This is a genomic window from Rhizobium sp. ZX09 (genome assembly GCF_017357485.1).
Taxonomy (GTDB): domain Bacteria; phylum Pseudomonadota; class Alphaproteobacteria; order Rhizobiales; family Rhizobiaceae; genus Agrobacterium; species Agrobacterium pusense.
On sequence record NZ_CP031363.1, the window covers coordinates 2692946 to 2708161 of the forward strand.

General features: G+C 59.7%; 11 protein-coding genes. 7 read left to right on the top strand and 4 right to left on the bottom strand.

All coding sequences use genetic code 11. The annotated features are described in order from the left end of the window. The first annotated feature begins 6 nt into the window (after positions 1-6). The 7 genes from BTN45_RS13175 (at position 7) to BTN45_RS13205 (ending at position 7297) form a co-directional block, all read left to right on the top strand. Positions 7-1239, top strand: coding sequence for a polyhydroxyalkanoate depolymerase (locus tag BTN45_RS13175; RefSeq protein WP_234904859.1), 1233 nt, complete (start codon positions 7-9; stop codon positions 1237-1239). Between the two features lie 69 nt (positions 1240-1308). Beyond that, positions 1309-2076, top strand: coding sequence for a M48 family metallopeptidase (locus tag BTN45_RS13180; RefSeq protein WP_207588236.1), 768 nt, complete (start codon positions 1309-1311; stop codon positions 2074-2076). 102 nt (positions 2077-2178) lie between these two features. Then, on the top strand, positions 2179-2841 hold the full coding sequence (locus BTN45_RS13185; RefSeq protein WP_004444276.1) for a phosphoribosylanthranilate isomerase: 663 nt from the start codon (positions 2179-2181) through the stop codon (positions 2839-2841). 1 nt (position 2842) lies between these two features. Beyond that, positions 2843-4063 (top strand): tryptophan synthase subunit beta, encoded by a 1221-nt coding sequence (trpB, locus tag BTN45_RS13190; RefSeq protein ID WP_035208049.1) that lies wholly within the window; start codon positions 2843-2845, stop codon positions 4061-4063. A gap of 4 nt (positions 4064-4067) precedes the next feature. Then, on the top strand, positions 4068-4907 hold the full coding sequence (gene trpA, locus BTN45_RS13195) for a tryptophan synthase subunit alpha (protein ID WP_004444282.1): 840 nt from the start codon (positions 4068-4070) through the stop codon (positions 4905-4907). A 27-nt stretch (positions 4908-4934) separates the two neighbouring features. Beyond that, positions 4935-5831 (top strand): acetyl-CoA carboxylase, carboxyltransferase subunit beta, encoded by an 897-nt coding sequence (gene accD / locus BTN45_RS13200; protein WP_006700113.1) that lies wholly within the window; start codon positions 4935-4937, stop codon positions 5829-5831. An 86-nt stretch (positions 5832-5917) separates the two neighbouring features. After that, positions 5918-7297 carry a folylpolyglutamate synthase/dihydrofolate synthase family protein gene (locus tag BTN45_RS13205; protein ID WP_207588238.1) on the top strand — a complete coding sequence of 460 codons (1380 nt, stop codon included), beginning with the start codon at positions 5918-5920 and terminating at the stop codon, positions 7295-7297. A 47-nt stretch (positions 7298-7344) separates the two neighbouring features. Here the strand turns inward: BTN45_RS13205 and trxA are convergent, their stop codons facing one another. From trxA to BTN45_RS13225, 4 genes are all read right to left on the bottom strand, one after another. Continuing rightward, a complete protein-coding gene (gene trxA, locus BTN45_RS13210; RefSeq protein WP_003516334.1) occupies positions 7345-7665 on the bottom strand; it encodes a thioredoxin in 321 nt (106 codons plus the stop codon). A 77-nt stretch (positions 7666-7742) separates the two neighbouring features. Next, positions 7743-11300 carry a double-strand break repair helicase AddA gene (gene addA, locus BTN45_RS13215; RefSeq protein WP_207588241.1) on the bottom strand — a complete coding sequence of 1186 codons (3558 nt, stop codon included), beginning with the start codon at positions 11298-11300 and terminating at the stop codon, positions 7743-7745. Then, positions 11290-14475, bottom strand: a complete 3186-nt coding sequence (gene addB, locus BTN45_RS13220; protein WP_207588243.1) for a double-strand break repair protein AddB — start codon at positions 14473-14475, stop codon at positions 11290-11292. The genes addA and addB overlap by 11 nt, the downstream gene beginning before the upstream one ends. Continuing rightward, positions 14472-15209, bottom strand: a complete 738-nt coding sequence (locus BTN45_RS13225) for a nucleotidyltransferase family protein (protein ID WP_207588244.1) — start codon at positions 15207-15209, stop codon at positions 14472-14474. Before BTN45_RS13225 ends, addB begins: the two co-directional genes overlap by 4 nt. Between the last annotated feature and the right edge of the window lie 7 nt (positions 15210-15216).

Genomic DNA, 15216 nt, shown 5'->3' on the forward strand with positions numbered 1-15216 from the left:
TCATCAGTGTTCTACCATCTCTATGAAATGAACCATGCGGCCATGGCGCCGCTGCGTGCCGGTGCCGACATGATGCGCCAGGCCTGCAACAATCCTTTGAACCCGCTTTCCAGCACTGCTTTGGGAAGGAGCCTGGATGCAGGCTTTGAGGTCTTCGAACGCCTGACGCGCCGTTATGCGAAGCCGGAATTCGGTCTCGGCAACACGATTGTCGATGGCCAGAGCATAAATGTTGCTCAAGAGGTCGTCTGGTCTCGTCCGTTTTGCAATCTTCTTCATTTCGAAAGAGAGTTCGATACGCCCCGTCAGTCCGATCCGAAGATACTGCTGGTGGCTCCGATGTCCGGTCACTACGCCACCCTGTTGCGGGGGACAGTGGAGGCCCTGCTGCCATCTGCGGATATCTATATCACCGATTGGGCCGATGCCCGTACGGTGCCGGTGAGCAAAGGAACTTTCGATCTCGACGATTATATCAGCTATATCATCGAGATGCTGCACGAGATCGGGCCGGGCGCACATGTGGTTGCTGTCTGCCAGCCATCCGTGCCTGTTTTGGCTGCCGTTTCCCTGATGGAGGCGGATGGTGACGCGTTTGCACCCGCTTCCATGACGCTGATGGGCGGGCCGATCGATACGCGCATCAACCCCACCGCCGTCAACGGTCTCGCCAAGGCTAAGCCGATCGAATGGTTCCGCGACAATGTCGTCATGCAGGTGCCGTGGCCGCAGCCAGCCTTCGGCCGCAATGTCTATCCGGGCTTCCTTCAGCTGTCGGGTTTCATGTCCATGAACCTCGACAGGCACATGACGGCGCACAAGGATTTTTACCTCAACCTGGTCAAGAATGACGGCGATTCCGCCGAAAAACACCGCGAATTTTACGATGAATATCTGGCCGTCATGGACCTGACGGCGGAATTTTATCTGCAGACGGTGGAAACCGTCTTCATCGACCATGCGCTTCCGAAGGGAAACATGCTGCATCGGGGCAGGGCGGTCGATCCCGCTGCCATCTGCAAGGTCGCATTATTCACTGTCGAAGGGGAGAATGACGATATTTCCGGCGTCGGCCAGACAAAGGCAGCGCACGATCTCTGCCGCAACATCCCTGAAGATAAACGCGCGCACTACATGCAGCCGGATGTAGGGCATTACGGTGTCTTCAACGGTTCGCGCTTCCGCAAGGAAATCGTGCCGCGTATGCTGGATTTCATTGCCAAACACCAGACGACCTAACGGCAAAACGGTAGGTGACGCCGCGCATTTGCGTGGCCAAGGGATGGACGAATCGGTTATGAAGGCTTCATGTTTTCGCTCCTCAGAAAATCCCTGAAGTCCCCGGCGCCAAAGAAGGTCGTGCCGAGCCAGCGCACCGTCTCGGTGGCAGGCCGGCAGGTGCCGATCACGGTCAGGGAGAACCCGCGGGCGACGCGCATTACCTTGCGCATCGAGCCGGGCGGCCGGGCGCTGAAGCTGACGATCCCGATGGGTCTGCATCATCGCCAGGTGGATGATTTTCTCGAGAGACATCAGGGCTGGCTGGAAGGCAAACTTCCGAAGTTCAATTCTGACGACGGTCTGCGTTCCGGCACGACCATCGATATCAGGGGCATAGCCCACCGTATTGACCATACGGGCAGCCTGCGCGGCCTGACGCATGTCGCGAAAGACGCTGATGGCGCGCCCGTTCTGAAAGTCAGCGGCGCGCCCGAGCATCTGAGACGGCGGATAGCGGCCTTCCTGAAAAAGGAGGCGAAGGCCGACCTGGAGCGGCTTGTGGCCGTTCATGCCAGAGCGGCCGGCCGGCCGGTGCGATCGATCAGCATGAAGGATACACGCAGCCGCTGGGGTTCCTGTTCCCATGATGGAAACCTGAGCTTTTCCTGGCGCATAGTCATGGCTCCGGAAAAGGTCATCGATTATCTCGCCGCCCACGAGGTCGCGCATTTGAGGGAAATGAACCACGGACCGAAATTCTGGGCTTTGTGCGAAAAACTCTGCCCGCACACCGATGAAGCCAAGGACTGGCTGAAACATAATGGCTCCAAACTCCACGCCATCGATTTCGATTGAAACTTAGGGCGTCGATCGCCATCTGGATTCACGTGAAACATTCCATCAATAACGGATGCGATTTGGCTCGACTCTCGTCGCATTTCGTGTCAGGTCGCGGATATGAAACCGGATATCAAGATTTGCGGATTGAAGACACCGGAAGCGCTGGAGCGCGCCATCAGGCGCGGCGCGTCGCATGTCGGTTTTATTTTCTTTGAAAAAAGTCCACGCAACATCGAGCCCGATTTAGCCGGTAAGCTGGCCGAAGCCGCCCGTGGCGCAGCCAAGGTGGTCGCCGTCACCGTCAATGCCGATAATGATTATCTCGATGAAATCGTCGATCTTGTAAAACCTGACATTCTGCAGCTGCACGGCAGTGAAAGCCCGGAGCGGCTGTTGACCATCAAGGCGCTTTACGGCCTGCCGGTCATGAAGGCGATTTCCATTCGCGATGCCGCTGATCTTGCCAAAATTGGTCCTTATAACGGGATAGCCGATCGTTTTCTGCTGGATGCCAAGGCGCCCGCTGGTTCGGAGCTTCCGGGCGGCAACGGTGTTTCCTTCGACTGGACCATCCTGCGCTCCCTTGACGGAAGCATCGATTACATGCTTTCCGGGGGGCTGAACAAGGACAATGTCGCCGAGGCTCTGGCAGAAACCCGGGCGAGCGGACTAGATTTGTCATCTGGCGTCGAAAGCGCGCCGGGCGTCAAGGATCTGTCCATGATCGACGCTTTTTTCGATGTGGTGAATGATTGGTCGAAAGGCCCAAAGGGAGCTTGAAGTGAACGACGCGCCAACACCCAATTCTTTTCGCGCTGGTCCTGATGAGGACGGACGTTTTGGCATTTACGGAGGTCGCTTCGTTGCCGAAACGCTGATGCCACTCATTCTGGATTTGCAGGCGGAATGGGACAAGGCCAAGACCGATCCCGCGTTCCAGGCGGAACTCAAGCATCTCGGCGCGCACTATACCGGTCGTCCGAGCCCGCTTTATTTTGCGGAGCGGCTGACGGCGGAACTCGGCGGCGCGAAGATTTACTTCAAGCGCGAAGAACTGAACCACACGGGTTCACACAAGATCAACAATTGCCTCGGCCAGATCCTGCTTGCCAAGCGCATGGGAAAGACCCGCATCATCGCGGAGACCGGTGCCGGCCAGCACGGCGTTGCCTCGGCGACCGTTGCGGCACGTTTCGGTCTGCCCTGCGTCGTTTACATGGGCGCGACGGACGTCGCGCGTCAGGCCCCGAACGTGTTCCGTATGAAGCTTCTCGGCGCCGAGGTAAAGCCGGTCACGGCCGGCCACGGCACGCTGAAGGATGCCATGAACGAGGCACTGCGTGACTGGGTCACCAATGTCGACGACACTTATTACCTGATCGGTACTGCCGCTGGCCCACACCCCTATCCGGAAATGGTCCGCGATTTCCAGGCCGTTATCGGAGAGGAAGCCAAGGCGCAGATGCTGGAAGCGGAAGGCCGTCTGCCAGATATGGTCATTGCGGCAGTTGGCGGCGGCTCGAACGCCATCGGCATCTTCCATCCTTTCCTTGATGACAAGAGCGTCCGCATCGTCGGCGTCGAGGCGGGTGGAAAGGGCCTTTCGGGCGAAGAGCATTGCGCTTCAATCACCGCCGGTTCGCCGGGCGTGCTGCACGGCAACCGCACCTATCTGCTGCAGGATGCAGATGGTCAGATCAAGGAAGGCCATTCGATCTCCGCAGGCCTCGATTATCCCGGTATCGGCCCTGAACATTCCTGGCTGAACGACATCGGCCGCGTCGAATATGTGCCGATCATGGACCATGAGGCGCTGGATGCCTTCCAGATGCTGACCCGCCTTGAAGGCATCATTCCGGCTCTGGAGCCGAGCCATGCATTGGCCGAGGTCATCAAGCGTGCGCCGAAAATGGGCAAGGACGAGATCATCCTGATGAATCTCTCCGGCCGCGGCGACAAGGATGTCCACACCGTCAGCAAGTTCCTTGGAATGGATGTATAAGATCATGACTGCACGTATGGACAAGCGCTTCGCCGATCTGCGCGCGGAAAATCGCCCGGCCCTGATTACCTATTTCATGGGCGGCGACCCGGATTTCCAGACCTCGCTTGGCATCATGAAGGCGCTGCCGGAAGCCGGTGCCGACGTTATCGAACTCGGTATGCCGTTTTCCGACCCCATGGCGGACGGCCCGGCCATTCAGCTCGCTGGCCAGCGCGCGCTGAAGGGCGGACAGACGCTGAAAACCACGCTCGATCTTGCTCGGGAGTTCCGCAAGGAAGACGATGCAACGCCGATTGTGATGATGGGCTACTACAACCCGATTTACATATATGGTGTCGAAAAATTTCTCGACGACGCACTGGCGGCAGGCATCGATGGCCTGATCGTGGTCGATCTGCCACCGGAAATGGATGATGAGCTCTGCATTCCGGCGCTTGCGCGCGGCATCAACTTCATCCGTCTTGCAACGCCGACCACCGATGGCAAACGTCTGCCGACCGTCCTTAAAAATACCTCAGGTTTCGTGTATTACGTCTCGATGAATGGTATCACCGGTTCAGCGCTTCCCGATCCGTCGTTGATCTCGGGCGCTGTCGGTCGTATCAAGGCGCATACGGAACTGCCGGTCTGCGTCGGTTTCGGTGTCAAGACGGCTGATCATGCCAAGGCGATCGGTGCCGTGGCGGATGGCGTGGTGGTGGGTTCGGCCATCGTCAACCAGATTGCCGGCAGCCTGACCAAGGATGGACAGGCAACCGCAGACACCGTGCCGGCCGTTACGACGCTGGTAAAAGGACTTTCAACGGGCGTGCGTGCATCACGCCTCGCCGCTGCAGAATAAGCGCGCGGCCCAGTCAGGAGTAGACAGTTGAACTGGATCACCAATTACGTTCGGCCGCGGATCAATTCCATGCTCGGTCGCCGCCCGGAGGTTCCGGAAAATCTTTGGATCAAGTGCCCGGAAACGGGCGAAATGGTCTTCCACAAGGATCTCGAGGACAACAAGTGGGTCATCCCGGCGTCCGGTTATCACATGAAGATGCCAGCGAAAGCGCGCCTTGCTGATCTTTTCGATGGCGGCGTCTATGAGGCTCTGCCGCAGCCGAAGGTGGCGCAGGACCCATTGAAGTTCCGCGATTCCAAGAAATACACCGATCGCCTGCGCGACAGCCGCGCAAAGACCGAGCAGGAAGATACGATCCTCGCCGGCGTTGGCCTGCTGAAGGGCCTGAAGATCGTGGCCGTCGTGCATGAATTCCAGTTCATGGGCGGTTCGCTCGGCATCGCCGCCGGTGAAGCCATCGTCAAGGCCTTTGAGCGCGCCATTTCCGAGCGCTGCCCGCTCGTCATGTTCCCGGCCTCCGGTGGCGCCCGCATGCAGGAAGGCATTCTTTCTCTGATGCAGCTGCCCCGCACCACGGTTGCGGTAAACATGCTGAAGGAAGCTGGCATGCCTTACATTGTGGTTCTGACGAACCCGACCACAGGCGGTGTCACGGCCTCCTACGCCATGCTCGGCGACGTGCATATTGCCGAACCGGGCGCTGAAATCTGCTTCGCCGGCAAGCGCGTGATCGAGCAGACCATTCGCGAAAAGCTGCCGGAAGGCTTCCAGACCTCGGAATACCTGCTGGAGCACGGCATGGTGGATATGGTCATTGATCGTCGCGAAATCCCGGACACGCTGGCTAATCTGCTCAAAATCATGACCAAGGCGCCCGCTGACAACGCAAACGCCGTCGTCCCCCTGGCCGTTTCGGCCTGAGAAAAAAAATATGTCGCCCGGAGGCATAAATTGCCTCCGGGATGATGTTATACGTTGCCTGATTTCATTTTTGGGGCGGCGGACAAATGACAAGCAAAACGCCTGAAAGGCGAACGGAAGACATGACGAAGCCCGCGATCGGTGAGGCAGAAAAGATCATTGAAGAGCTAATGCAGCTCCACCCCAAGGGCTTTGATCTTTCACTCGACAGAATTTCCCGTCTTCTCGAAAAACTCGGCAATCCACAAAACAGAATGCCGCCGGTGATCCATGTAGCCGGCACCAATGGCAAGGGTTCGGTTACTGCCTTTTGCCGTGCCCTCCTCGAGGCTGCAGGGCTCTCCGTCCACGTTCATACCTCACCGCATCTGGTAAATTGGCACGAAAGATACCGTATAGGCGTGGCGGGCGATAAAGGCCGTTACGTCAAAGACGAGATATTTGCGGACGCGCTGCGCCGCATTGAAACTGCCAATGCAGGTCAGACAATCACGGTTTTCGAAATCCTGACTGCGGCTATGTTCGTGCTTTTTGCGGAACAGCCCGCCGATGCCGCGGTCGTTGAGGTTGGCTTGGGCGGCCGTTTCGATGCGACCAATGTCATCAATAACCCGGCGGTTTCCGTCATCATGCCGATTTCGCTTGATCACCAGGCTTATCTCGGCGATCGCGTGGAACTGATTGCCGCCGAAAAGGCGGGAATCATGAAAAAGGGCTCACCCGTCGTCATTGGCCATCAGGAATATGATGCGGCGCTCGAAACACTTGTCGCCACGGCGGAGCGTCTCGGTTGCCCGGCGTCCGTCTATGGCCAGGATTTTTCCGCCCATGAAGAATTCGGCCGCATGGTCTATCAGGACGAGTTCGGACTGACGGATGCGCCGCTGCCACGGCTCCCGGGCCGTCACCAGCTTGCCAATGCCGCCGCCGCGATCCGCGCCGTCAAGGCTGCCGGTTTTGAGGTGACGGAGCGGATGATCGAAAAGGCCATGACCACGGTGGAATGGCCCGGTCGTCTTCAGCGCATCCTGACTGGAAAAATCGCTGAAATGGCGCCGAAAGATGCGGAAATCTGGATCGACGGTGGCCATAACCCCGGTGCGGGTGAAGTGATTGCAGAGGCAATGGCGGGTTTTGAGGAAAAGACGCCGCGGCCGCTCTTCATCATCGCTGGCCTCATCAACACCAAGGATCCGGTGGGCTATTTCAAGGCCTTCGCTGATATCGCCGAATATGTCTTTACCGTGCCGATCGGCGGCACGGATGCAGCGATCGACCCTGTGGTACTCGCCCATGCCGCCTTCGATGCTGGCCTCGTTGCAGCGCCAACATCGTCTCTGACACATGCTCTGGAAGAGTTGTCGCGCCGCTTCGACCCTGAAGGACCGGCACCGCGCATCCTGATCGGCGGTTCGCTTTACCTTGCTGGCAATGCACTTGCCCTGAACGGCACAGTGCCGCAATAAAAAAGCCCGGCATCGCTGCGGGGCTTCTTTCATTCCATTGATAATGCTTATGCGGCGCCGGAAATCCAGGCCGAAAGCGCTGTCTTGGGAGCAGCGCCAACCTTGATGTCAGCCACTTCACCGCTTTTGAAAATGGCGAGCGTCGGGATGGAGCGAACGCCGAATTGAGCGGCCAGTTCCGGGTTTTCGTCGATATTCAGCTTTGCGACCTTGACCTTGCCGGCCAGCTCGGAGGAAATTTCCTCAAGGCTCGGCGCGATCATCTTGCACGGGCCGCACCATTCGGCCCAGAAATCCACCACGACGGGTTCGGAGGATTCAAGGACTTCGGACTGGAAGTTGGCGGCATCGACTTTTACGGTAGCCATATCTGGCTCTCCTTTCAGTAAATCTTTTCCACTAGCGATGTGATGCGGGCGCGTCGAAATTTCAATGCCCCGGTATCTCACTTTGTCTTTATTGCGGCAAGGGCCTCTCTCATCGCATCGTCGCCAACCGTTATAAAGGCAGCATTTTCCGTATAAATCAGCGCACAGACAAATTCCTTGCCGGGATAAAGCGGTGCCAGAATTTCCCGATAAATGGCAAGCTGCGCCGTATGGGAGAAGGGTATTTCACGCGCTTCGCGGGGCGGCACTCGGTTGGTTTTGTAATCGATCAGGATGACGCGATCTCCCTCGACCGCCAGCCGGTCGATGCGGCCGGAGACGGCATATTGCTGCCGGCCGAGGGCCATCGTGCCCATGATCGACACTTCCGCGCGACTGTTGGCAGAGAAGGCCGGCTGAACCGCGGGTTCGGACATGACACGCAAAACGGCCCGTACCAATTGCTCGCGCTCGGTAACAGGCCAGAACCGCGCCGCGCGTTCAGCATAACGGCGCGCCGCCTCTTCCCGTTCGACCGCCGGAAAATCGGGCAGCGCCTGAAGCATGCGATGCACCAACCGGCCGCGCTGCAGCGCCAATGAAGAGACCTCGGCTTTCCCCCCGAACAGTGGTGAGCGCACGGCGAGATCATCCGCACCGTCATCGATGATGGTGCCCGCGCCGGAAGGGCTGAGCGGTCTCGGTAGAGAGGGCAGGGCCGGCAAAGGGGTAAGAAGTCCCGCCGGAAGGGCATAGTCTTCCTGCTGCGGCGTTTCCGGTGGCCTTAGTGGGGCAGGTGTCGAGCGCGGTTCGGATTTGCGCCAGACGAGCCCCTGCCATTCCTCACCATCCGCCGTGAAAAGCTGGGGCTTGCAATGGTCTTCGTTGTTGGCAAGCGCCTTTTTGACGATGGCATGCCAGCATTCGGGATTTTCCTTCTGGCCGCGATAACCGCAGACGACGAGATGATCGGCGGCGCGCGTCATGGCCACATAAAGCAGCCGCCGATATTCATCTTCGGCGGCGGTCTTCAGCCGCTCTTCGTCCGATCGGATAAGGTGGTTTGAAAATCCGCTGCCGGGCAACCAGACCGGGAAGGCGTCTTCACCCGCTTCGACAAAACGCAGTTTAGGCACATGGCTGTGATTGAAGGCCTTCGAACCGCCATCGACGACAAAAACGACGGGTGCTTCCAACCCCTTGGAGGCGTGCACGGTCATGATGCGAACTTCGCCGCGATCCTTGTCCTGCTCCCGCTTCACCTCCGGTGAGTCAGTTTCCAGGACGGAGAGAAAGGCCTGCAGGCCGGGCAGGCCGGTCCTTTCGTGATCCAGCGCGAAGGACAGGAATTCATCCAGAACGTCGCTTGCCTCGTTGCCAAGCCTGCCGAGAAATTTCTTGCGTCCGTCATGCAGTGTAAGCACCGCTGCGAAGAAATCATGCACGGTGGCCGTTTTAGAAAGCGCGATAAAACCTTCCAGCTTGGCGGTAACGCTGGAAAGATGGCTATTATCTTCCTGCGCAAGGATTTGCAGCCGTTTCCAGACGCTCTCCGTTTCCGATCGCATGGCGGCAATGTCGAAAACGTCGCCTTCCGTCAGGTTGAAGAGTGGACTTTTCAAAAGTGCGGCAAGGGAAAGGTCGTCTTCGGGCAGGACAACGAAATGACCGAGCGCCAGAAGGTCCTGCACGGCAATGTGGTCAGTCAAACGAAGGCGGTCAGCGCCGGCAACGGGTATGTTCTTGCGCCGTTTCAGCTCCCGGGTCAGTGCATTGACGAAGGCATGACGTTTTCTGACGAGCACCAGAATGTCGCCCGGTTCGATGGCGCGCTCCACGCCTTTTTCGATGATGGTCTCGCGTCCGATCATATCGGCGATGCGCGCGGCGATCCGGCGGGCAATTATGGTGGCCGGCGCGCTTTCCCGCAGCGCATCGAAGGGGGCTGTCCAATCCTCTTCGTCCTCGGTGGTTTCCGGTGCCACCATATCCCACACTTCCACGGTGCCGGGATGGCCAGCGCGGTTGGACCGGTGCTCCACCGGCTCGTTATCGGCACTGAGGCCGCTTGCGTTACTCGGGTCCGAAAACACCTGGTCGACAGCCGCCAGCACATCCTCCGTGGATCGGAAGGATAGCGGCAGGCGAATGCGGTGAAAGGCTTGTTCGACCGAATCGACCCGTCTCTTGGTCTCTTCGCGCTCCTGCGAAAACCGTTCCGGCCGCGCGCCCTGGAATGAATAGATCGACTGTTTTTCATCGCCCACGGCAAACAGCGTACGCCGCCCCATGCGGGCGCTCTCGCCGGTGAAGAAATCCGCCGCAAGCGACTGGATGATCGACCATTGCACCGGGCTCGTGTCCTGCGCCTCATCGACCAGAATATGGTCGATGCCCTGATCCAGCTTGTAATGCACCCACGCACCCGCAGTATCGCGGTTGAGGAGGTTGGCCGCGCGCTCGATCAGGTCTTCGAAATCGAGCTGGCTTCGCTGTTTCTTCAGGTCTTCGAAATCACCGATCAGCCTTTCCGCCAGAACAAGGGCGCATTTGGTCGCCGCCAGCATCCGCACCAGACGATAACGGTTGCGGCAGGCAACGACATGGTCCCGCGCCAGCGTCAGCGCGTCGAGAAGTTCGGGGGCGGATTTCTGCATGCCCTTGTTGATGACATAGGCATCGGATTTCTTTTCGCCCTTGGCCGTCAGCAGGGCGGCTTCGATGAATTCCATCCGCCGCACGGGGTCTGGTTGTCGTTTTGCTTCCCTGAGTGCATAGGCGACATCGATGACGCGTGATCCACCCACCTCGTCGGCAAGGGTGAGATACGTATCGAGCGCGAGGCCGGAGAGGCCGGGCAGAGGCCAGAAGGCGACCGCGGCAGTTTCTTCGGTCTCTCCATCTGCAATCTGCATCGCCTGCCGCAACCGGGCATTGATGCCGCCTGACTGTTTGGCATCCAGAAGGAAGGCCCGCAAGGCACTGCGATTGGCGATGATGGCGGAGAGCAGCGCTTCCAACCCGCTTTCATCGGCGAGATCGAGAACATAGGCCAGCGCCTGCGCCAGGTCCGCATCGCTTTCCGTCGAAACAGCGGTCAGGAGCGAACGGCGCGCCTCAGCCAGCAGCGTGGTTGCGGCCCGGTCGTCGAGAACGGAGAAATGGCCGGCGACATTGGCTTCCAGCGGGAACTGATGCAGCAGCGCCTCGCAGAAGGCGTGGATCGTCTGGATTTTCAAACCGCCGGGCGTTTCCAGCGCCTTGGCGAAGAGCCTGCGCGCTTCGGCGAGCTTGATGCGATCCGGCGCCTTGCCTTCGATGGCGGCGATGCGGTCGCTGAGATCGGAATCCGGCAAAGTAGCCCATTCCGCCAGACGGTCGAAGACGCGGCTCGACATTTCCGACGCTGCAGCCTTGGTATAGGTGAGGCAGAGGATCGCCGAAGGCCGGCAGCCAGCCAGAAGCAGGCGGATGACGCGCTGGGTCAGTACGTGGGTCTTGCCGGAACCGGCATTGGCCGACACCCAGGCGGAACTGGCGGGATCGGAAGCAAGCCGCTGCCGGGCGCTGGTCCAGTCGATCCAGCTTTCAGGTGTGTCGGCGGCAGGACCGGCATCGAAGGGATCAATCGTCATCGCCGTCTCCCGGTTCTGCCGTCGACCATTCCGAAACGCGGGCGAGGTGATCATATTCCCCGCCGTAGGATTGCTGTTCTTCCGGCACCAGCCGCGAGGCGAAGCCGTTTTCCCCATTGCGCAGCGAATGAACGAATTTGGTGAGCTGTTCTATCGATTCCGTCGCGAGTTCAATCGCCGATTTTGGCGGTCTTTTCCCGCTTCGGCTGGAATGTTCGTTATTGACCTGATCGGCGAAAAAACGCTCGCCCGGCCGCAGGCGAACATAGATGAGGTTTTCAGGCGTGGGTGAACCGGCTTCGCGGAAGGCGCCGCGCATCAATGCTGCCGCCTCCAGCGCAAGCTGTGGATCAAGCAGCGCCCGCGCCTGGTTGACGGAAGGCGCGAGCCCCGTCTTGTAGTCGATAATATCCGCCTGACCGTTTGTCTTGATGTCGATGCGGTCGGCGACGCCGGTGAGCCTTATGCCTGCTTCGACGATTTCCTGGCCCGCGCGCGCCTCGAAAAAGCTGTGACGAATGGATGGATGACGTTCTTTTTCCCAGTCGATGAAGGCGCGCGCCACCGCTGCAAAACGTGGTCGCCAGATGACATCCACATGGGGAGGCAGGTTTTCCGCATCGAAACATTCGTCGAGAATGCGCTGCATGGCCGAAAGCGAGGCCGACGTACCGGGAATGTGCCCCTCACGGGAATAGCGCTCGATGATCGTGTGATAGAGCGTGCCACGATCGGCTGCGTTCGGGTCGCGGTTGAACGGGTCAAGCGCGTCGAGCTTCAGAATGCGCCGCGCATAGATCGAATAGGGGTCGCGGCGCAGGCGGCCCACTTCGCTGAAGGAGTAACGCGTCGGCTGCAATTCAGCCGGCGGTTTCGGGGAAGGGCGCTTTGCCGCCTCCTGCTCGATGCTCTCATCCATCAGACCCGCCCAATGGCGATATGTCTCGCCACGTTTTTTAAGGACCTTGGCAAAATCCTCGCCGCCCAAGGCCAGCAGCCTTTGCAGCCAGCGTGAGGCGACGGCAGGCGTGGAGCCCTGCCTGAGCGCCCGGGTGTAGAAAATGTGTCGCGTGCCGTTGGCCATCTCAAAGTCATGCGCGAGCTGGCCGATACGCCGTTCCGGCGGCTCCAGCCCGATCGCAGTCTTCATGGTGCGGGAAAGAAACGGATTATTCGCCGTTTGGCCCGGCCAGAGGCCTTCATTGAGACCGCCGATGATGACCGTATCGACACTTTGCAGCCGCGCTTCCAGCGCGCCGAAAATGAAGATGCGCGGATGGCGCATCGATCTTGGCTTGATTGATTCCCCTGCCACAAGCGCCGCGAATATATCGATCCATTGCGGACCGTCCGCGTCGAGAATATCTCCGCTTTCCATCAGTTCGGCAAAGAGGCTGGAAAGCTTGTCTCCGGCCTCGCCAGACCAGAGAGCGGCAAGATCTGTATTTTCATCCCCACAGATGGCTTCCATCACGCGGCCGGTCCGTTCCGCCCAGTCGGAAAGAGGCAACCTGTCGGTAAAGGCCCGGCCAGATCGGTCGCGGCGGACGAAGGCGGAGCGCAGCGGCTCTGTGGCCATTGCAATCCGTCGCGCCAGATCACGCGCGGCGTCAACGCTTCCGTCAGGCAGGGCCAGCCGCCAGGCGGGCGGATGTCTGTCCTCGCGTTGCGCAAGGAGTTGGGTGTCAAGAACCGTTTCCAGATTGCCCACTTCAGTTTCGACGCGGCCGCCTCGCAGCGCAATCAGCTCAAGCGCCTTCGAAGCTCTGGTGAAAGCTTCGCTTGAGAGCCCGAAACGGGCGAGCGGGTGTTTCAGAAGGGAAATAATCGGCACCGGGTCTCCGGGTCTCAGGATCGCCTCCAGCGCGAGTTGCGTGAGGCCGGCCTGGGCGGTTGCCGAAAGCGGCGTGCCGGCCGAATCGTCGGCTTCGATGCCGAAGCGTTGCAACTCCGTTACCACGCGCCGCGCCAGCCCGCGGTCGGGTGTTATCAGGGCCGCCTGCGAAGGCCGTTCCGAGGCTGGTGCTTCGAGCGCAAGCCTGAGCGCCACTGCGATGGCGGTGGCCTCTTCGCGCTCGTTGGCAGCTTCAATCAGCGTGGCCGCTGCAAAGGCATCGTCAAAAATTGCGGAATCCCGGTCTTCACGCCATCGGTTCCAGTCACTGGTGGATTTGGCCGGCGCGAGCGCTGCCGAAAACACCGCGGCGCGCTTTTCCAGATCGTTGTCGAGGACACCGATCGGAACCACATCGTCACGCAGGATGCCCAGTTTCTGCAGCAGGACATAAAGCCCGTATTGCGAGTGAGTGCGGCTCGAAGGATCGGTGGGGTCCTCGGCGATCGCCTGCCATTGCTCTTCCGGCATGGCAAGATCAAGCCCCGGAAGCACCACCACGCCTTGCGGTAAAGCTGCAACCGCGGCGATGAGATCGGCGGCGGCCGGAATGGAGCCTGTCGAGCCAGCGACGATGATCGGACCGGTGTCCGGCAATGTGGCAATTCGGTTCGCTTCTGCCCGGAGGATGGCGTTGCGGTGCCGTCCGGCCGAAGATCTGTTGAGTTCGGCGAGCCGGGCGGGCCAGAAGATGCTGGCGATCTTTAGAAAATCGGCCGTGAGCTGCCACCATTGAGCGTGATCACCGGTATCGAGATGCTGAAGCGCTTCCCAATCTTTTTCTTCCGTATCCATTGCGTCGATCACCTCTGCCAGCGCACGCGCGAGCCATATCGCGTCGGCCGGGCTGGCGGGGGCCACCAGCGGCGAATCGGAATGGATCGCCCGGATGGCGTCCGGCAGGCTGTTGCGCCATGCAAGGATGAGACGCGCGAGTTCGATCAGTCGGCCGGTGCCGGAAATCGGCGGCGCGAGATCCATGATCTCAGGGTTTTCGACATCGAAGAAACCGCTGTCGTCATCCGTTTCGCCAAGGGGCCGGATGAGCGGCAGAATGGCGGAACGGCCGCCAAGAAGATCGACGAATTCCGAGCGCAGCACGCGGGCCGAACGTCGCGTCGGCACATATATCGTCACCTTGGCAAGCGACAGGGGATCGGCCGGGTCATATCGATAGCCTGCCGCCAGTCTTCCGTCGCACAGCGTTTCCGCAAGCGTTTTGAGGAACGGTGTTCCCGCGGCGATCGTCAGAACGCGCTTTGCGTGGTGGGAGCCCGTCATGCAGAGCGTTTTTCCCTGAATTGCCGGATGATGTTCTCAGCATCGTCTATGGCGTCCGGCGTGCCGACGGTAATCCAGTGACCATCCAGCGGCAGCCCGTAAAGCCGGGCCTTTTCAATCGCGCGATCGAAGTAAATATTCAGGTTGAAAGCGTCCGTGGGTGCATCGTCAAGCAGCCGCGAGTCCATGGCGATGGCGCCGGCATAGACCACGGGGTTCGTGTCGCCCTCGCGATGGCGGGTCAGTCTTCCGTCCCCGGCGAGGTTGAAATCCCTCTTGCCATTGTGGCCGGTGGTCCGATCCATGTCGACGCAGAGCAGTGCCATGTCCATCCGACCGGGATCGAAGAATTGTGCGAGCTTGCGCAGATTGCTTGCCACGTGCAGCTGCTCACCGATCCAGAAGAGATCGGCATTCATGACGAAGACCGGGCCGGGTTCCAGAAGCTTCAGACCCTTGGCGAGACCGCCGCCGGAATTCATCAGCTGGGAGCGTTCGTCGGAAATCAGGATTTCGGCATCGGCGCGGCGCTGAAGATGGGCGACCATCTGCTCGGCGTGGTGGTGCACATTGACGACAATTCTTTCGGCACCGGCTTCCACAAGAGCGTCGAGCACGTAATCGATCATTGGCTTGCCGGCGATCTGTACGAGTGGCTTCGGGATCGTATCGGTGATCGGGCGCATCCGAGTACCGAGCCCGGCGGCCAGCACCATCGCGTTTGTGATCGTCATCGTGGTC

What these genes read in the sequence shown, in the direction of transcription:
- BTN45_RS13180 (WP_207588236.1), top strand. Translation starts at nt 1,309, where the DNA reads ATGTTTTCGCTCCTCAGAAAATCCCTGAAGTCCCCGGCGCCAAAGAAG.
- BTN45_RS13225 (WP_207588244.1), bottom strand. Translation starts at nt 15,209, where the DNA reads ATGACGATCACAAACGCGATGGTGCTGGCCGCCGGGCTCGGTACTCGG.
- trpA (WP_004444282.1), top strand. Translation starts at nt 4,068, where the DNA reads ATGACTGCACGTATGGACAAGCGCTTCGCCGATCTGCGCGCGGAAAAT.
- BTN45_RS13205 (WP_207588238.1), top strand. Translation starts at nt 5,918, where the DNA reads ATGACAAGCAAAACGCCTGAAAGGCGAACGGAAGACATGACGAAGCCC.
- trxA (WP_003516334.1), bottom strand. Translation starts at nt 7,665, where the DNA reads ATGGCTACCGTAAAAGTCGATGCCGCCAACTTCCAGTCCGAAGTCCTT.
- BTN45_RS13185 (WP_004444276.1), top strand. Translation starts at nt 2,179, where the DNA reads ATGAAACCGGATATCAAGATTTGCGGATTGAAGACACCGGAAGCGCTG.
- addB (WP_207588243.1), bottom strand. Translation starts at nt 14,475, where the DNA reads ATGACGGGCTCCCACCACGCAAAGCGCGTTCTGACGATCGCCGCGGGA.
- addA (WP_207588241.1), bottom strand. Translation starts at nt 11,300, where the DNA reads ATGACGATTGATCCCTTCGATGCCGGTCCTGCCGCCGACACACCTGAA.